At 60.7% G+C, this 5,242-nt stretch carries 2 protein-coding genes; both read left to right on the top strand.

Annotated features, from left to right (window positions below; all coding sequences use genetic code 11):
* Nucleotides 1–1,316 (top strand): Ig-like domain-containing protein (locus G606_RS10575; RefSeq protein ID WP_196799977.1); only part of this gene is annotated, 1,316 nt, incomplete at its 5' end.
* Nucleotides 1,317–1,476: 160 nt separating this feature from the next.
* Nucleotides 1,477–5,242, top strand: a 3,766-nt coding sequence (locus G606_RS10570; protein ID WP_155802686.1) for an Ig-like domain-containing protein, incomplete at its 3' end; no start/stop codon positions are given.

Genomic DNA, 5,242 nt, shown 5'->3' with positions numbered 1-5,242 from the left:
CGGCGACGGTGGCTCCTGCGAACGCGACGGATCGTGCGGTGTCGTGGAAGTCGTCGAACACTTCGGTGGCGACGGTGGACGCGTCGGGCAAGGTGACTGCGGTCGCTGCCGGCACGGCGACGATTACGGCGACGGCGGGTGGCAAGTCGGCTACCGTGATCGTGACGGTGACGAAGGATGCCCCGGTCGTGGTTCCGGTTACCTCGGTTGCGATCTCGGGCACTGGTGTGTCGGGCAATAGGGCGACGATCAAGGTCGGTGCCGGTCTGGCGCTGTCGGCGACGGTGCTTCCGGCGAATGCCACTGATAAGACGGTGACGTGGAAGTCGACGAACGCTGCGGTCGCGTCGGTTGATGCGAATGGCAACGTGCGTGGTCTCAAGGCTGGTAATGCGGGTATCACGGCGACTGCGGGTGGCAAGTCCGCTTCGATCATCGTGACGGTCCAGGAGGATGGCCCGGTTCTGCAGTCGATCCAGATCACTGGAGAAGGCGTGGAAAACAACGCGCTTTCGACTCCGGCCGGCGAAACTGCTCAGCTGAAGATACAGGCCACTCCGGCGGGTGCTTCGGTGACTCCGGCGTATTGGAGCTCTTCTGATACCTCGATCGCTACTGTTGACGGCAACGGCAAGGTTGTAGCGAAGAAGATGGGCACCGTGGCCATCACGGCAACGGCAGGCGGCAAGACTGCTTCGATTATTCTGACCGTTACCAGACCGAATACCCGCTTCGCCGATGTCCTGAAGACGCACCACTTCTACAACGATATCGAATGGCTGGCGAGCAACAACATCACTACCGGTTATCCCGGTGGCTGGTTCCGTCCGGAAGAGAACACCACCCGTGAACAGACGGTTGTGTTCCTCTATCGGCTTGCCGTGAAGCATGGCGATACAAGTGCTGCGAACTTTAAGCCTACCGATGCTGATTATCAGAAGTTCCCTGACGTCAAGAAGAACACTCCTGGAGCCAAGGAAATTCTGTGGGCTGCTTCAAAGGGCATCACCACCGGTCGTACCGACGGAACGTTCGGTGGTACACTTCCGGTGACGCGTGCAGAAATGATTACCTTCCTTAATCGTTTCTCCATTGTCCTTGGCGATGCTAACGCGAAGAACTTCCGTCCAAGCTCGGTTGACTATATGAAGTTCTCCGATGTAAAGATTGGAGCGTTTGCCGCACGTGAGATTCTGTGGGGGGTTGATGCCGGTATCGTGAATGGCGGTACAGGCTCCTTCAAGAGCAATGATTCCACCCCTCGCGAGCAGATGGCTGCATTCCTGCATCGTCTTGACAACTATCTCAACAAGTGAGTGATGATTCGGGTGCGAATCATATGGCTCACACCCGATGACCGCTGCATTGTGATGCATCAATGATGCAGTGGGGCCTAGGTGCAAACCTTGTGCCTAGGCCCCATTTCTTTTTCCGCGACAGAGGAAAGACTTATTTTTTAGGAAGGACATTCCAAAGATGGTATTGACGGGTCGCCTTGCAGGCATTCGTAAAAAAACCGTCGCCGGACTGGTTGCCGCAGCAACGCTGCTCGGCGGATTGAGCCTCGGCATGGCAACGACGCAGACCGCTTCCGCGGCGCCGCTGCGCGACAGCTATGCGCAGACGGTGGGCAACGCCTCCTTTGAGGCCGCGCGCAACAAGTACGGTCTGACGAAGAACATGAGGGACGGCGCCACGCTGCATACCTTCATGTGGTCGTTCGAGACAATTAAGGAGCATATGGAGGAGATCGCCCAAGCCGGCTACACCTCCATCCAGATCAACAACGTGTCCGCCGTCAAGGACAACAGCGAGCTCGGCAAGGGCAACTGGTACCTCAACTGGTATTACATCTACCAGCCGATCAACACGACGATTGGCAACTACATCCTCGGCTCCGAGGACGAGTTCCGGCAGATGTGCGACATCGCGCATCAGTACGGCGTGCGTGTCATCGTCGACGCCGTCGCAAACCACTTCACCTCCGACTGGGACGTCATCGACCCGTCGTGGCAGAACGAAGACTACTTCCACCCTGCCAGGAAGATCAATGATTACAACGACCGCGAGGACTGCACTCAGGGTCAGCTTTCGGGACTCTGGGACCTCAACACCCAGAACTCCGAGGTAGCCAACCGCATGGCAGAGTTCTACAAGAAGGTCGTCGCCGACGGAGCCGACGGCTTCCGCTACGATGCCGCCAAGCACATCGAGCTCACCAACGAGGTCGGCAGTTCCCAGTATTGGAACACGATCCTGCCGAACGGCGCCCAGTACCAGTACGGCGAGGTCCTTCAGGACAAGAACGTGCGTGAAGCCGACTACGCCAACATGTTCGGCTCATCCTCCGTCGGAGGGGGCGGCATCACCGGCTCGAACTACGGTCAGGAGATGCGCAACTCGATGAACGACCGCAGTGTCGCCTCGCGATTCTTCACGGATCTGCGCAGCGGCACCTCCGCGGACAAGACGGTGACATGGATCGAGTCGCACGACAACTACTGCGATCGTCAGTCCGAAAAGTACACCGCGGACCAGGTGCGCGCCTCGTGGGCAGTGATGAACGCGATGGGACAGGGCATGACGTTGTTCTTCAACCGTCCGTATGCCTCCGGCGGTCAACAGGAATGGTTCTCCGAGAAGTCGAAGATCGGCGACGTCGGCGCCGATGACTGGAAGCATCCGGGCGTCGTGGCCTCGAATCACTTCCGCAATGCCATGGTGGGCACGGACATGAACATCACCAATTGCGGCGGAGACAACTGCGCGATGGTGGAGCGTTACAAGTCGGACGGCAACCCGTCGAACGACGGCGTGCTCGTCTCCACGACGGAACGCGGCGGCGCCAACCTCTCCGGCCTGAGCACGAAGCTAGACAACGGCACCTATAAGGACGAGGTCTCCGGTTCGACGATCACCGTCTCCGGTGGCAAGATTACGTCCGGCTCCGTGGAAGCCAACACCGTGGCCGCGTTCTACAACGCCAAGGTGGACACGACGCCGATTTCTTCGGCCGAGGCGATGCCGAACAAGGGCAGCTTCGAGGATACGAAGGACATCACGCTGCGCTCGTTCAATATGGCGAACGTCTCCTACGCGACCTCCGAAGGCGCCTCGGGCTCCTTCAAGGACGGTGATATCATCACGATCGGCGCGGCCTCTGCCGGCGGCAAGGACGTGACGGTCACAGTGACCGGCACCGGCAACAACGGTAAGTCGGTAAGCCACACCTACACCTATCACAAGGGTGCACAGACACCGGTCGAATCGGTGACGATCTCCGGCGACGGCGTGAACAACGGCCGCCTGAACATGGATCTGAACTCGACGACGAGTGCGCAGCTCACGGCAACCGTTACGCCGTCGGACGCGACCGTGCGCAATGTGGCATGGAGCTCCTCCGACCCGTCCGTCGCGACCGTCTCCTCGAGCGGTCTCGTGCGTGGCAAGAAGGCGGGTACGACGACGATCACGGCGACGGCAGGTGGCGTTTCCGCGTCGATCACGGTGACGGTGACCGGCGAGATCGTGACGCCGCAGGGCACGACCGTCTACTATCCGGCCGATAAGTTCGGCGTCGACTCCACCTACATCCACTACCGCGTCGGCACCGGCGCGTGGACGACCGCGCCCGGTGCGAAGATGGAGGAGGCCTGCGATGGCTACGTCTCCTTCACGATCGACAATCCCGACCAGCAGCCGGTCGAGCTGACGTTCAACAACGGCTCGGGCAACTGGGACAGCAACGGCGGCCAGAATTACAAGGGCAGCGGCGAGGACATCCTCGTCGAGAACGGCAAGCTCACCGAAGGCGCCGCGCCGTGCGCGGTCATCCCGGTCGTGCCGGTGACCTCCGTCGCCATCAACAGCAACGACTTCTCGATCCAGGAAGGCGCTTCGAAGAAGCTTGCGGCGACCGTGCTGCCGGCGAACGCGACGAACCCGACCGTGACGTGGACGTCTTCGGACACCGCGGTCGCAACCGTCTCCTCGGACGGCACCGTCCGCGGCGTCAAGTCCGGCATCGCGAAGATCACGGCGACGGCCGACGGCAAGTCCGCCTCGGTGACCGTCACCGTGACGAAGGGCGGCGACCCGGTCGTGACGGTTGAGAAGGTATCCATCTCCGGTACCGGCGTCTCGGGTAACCGTGCAACGATCAACGTGGGCACGGGGCTCAATCTGACCGCTACCGTCACGCCGTCGAATGCGACCGACAAGACGGTGACGTGGAAGTCTTCGAACACCGCTGTAGCCACCGTGAACGCCAACGGCTCCGTACGCGGCATCGCCGCGGGCAACGCTGTGATCACCGCGACTGCGGGCGGTAAGTCCGCATCCATCGTCGTTACGGTGAACAACGGATCCACACCGATGCTGCAGTCTGTTGCGATTGCTGGTTCTGGTGTTGCTGGTGGTGAGATGGCGATGAAGGTCGGTGAGGGCCGGCAGTTGTCGGTGGTGCCGACGCCGTCGAATGCCTCGGTGGCCGGTGCTGTGTGGTCGTCGTTGGATGATTCCATCGCGACGGTCGATGGCAATGGCAAGGTGTGTGCCAAGGGCGAGGGCCTGACGTTGATCATGGTGGAGGTCGGCGGCCATTCGGATTCGGTGCTGCTGACGGTTGCGGGCAAGGTCGATCCGTCGCCTGTCGATACGCGTTTCTCGGATGTGCCGAAGTCGCATCATTTCTATGCGGATATCGAGTGGCTGGCGTCGAAGGGCGTGACCACTGGCTTTGGTGATGGCACGTTCGGTCCGTCCCAGGATACGACGCGGGCGCAGACGGTGGTGTTCCTGCATCGTCTGGCCGTGGCTCGTGGCGATAAGGATGCTGCGGCGTTCAAGCCTTCGGCTTCGGATTACAAGCGTTTCCCGGATGTCAAGCAGGGTTCGTTTGGTGCGACGGCGATTCTGTGGGCGGCGTCGAAGGGCATCACGCAGGGCCGTGCGGATGGCTCGTTCGGTGGCGATCTTCCGGTGACGCGTGGCGAGATGGTGACGTTCCTGAATCGTTTTGCCGGTGTGCAGGGTGATACGGCCGCGAAGTCGTTCAAGCCCGTGGCATCGGAGTATGAGCGGTTCTCGGATGTCGGGCGTGGCACGTTCGCGTCTCGTGAGATTCTGTGGGGTGTGAGCGTCGGTTTGGTCAATGGTGGCACCGGCAAGTTCAATGTCATGGATTCGACGGCGCGTGAGCAGATGGCCGCGTTCCTGCATCGACTCAACAACCACCTTGGCT

This window comes from Bifidobacterium sp. AGR2158 (assembly GCF_000424225.1).
Lineage (GTDB): Bacteria > Actinomycetota > Actinomycetes > Actinomycetales > Bifidobacteriaceae > Bifidobacterium > Bifidobacterium anseris.
This window is presented reverse-complemented; position numbering and strand designations above follow the sequence as displayed.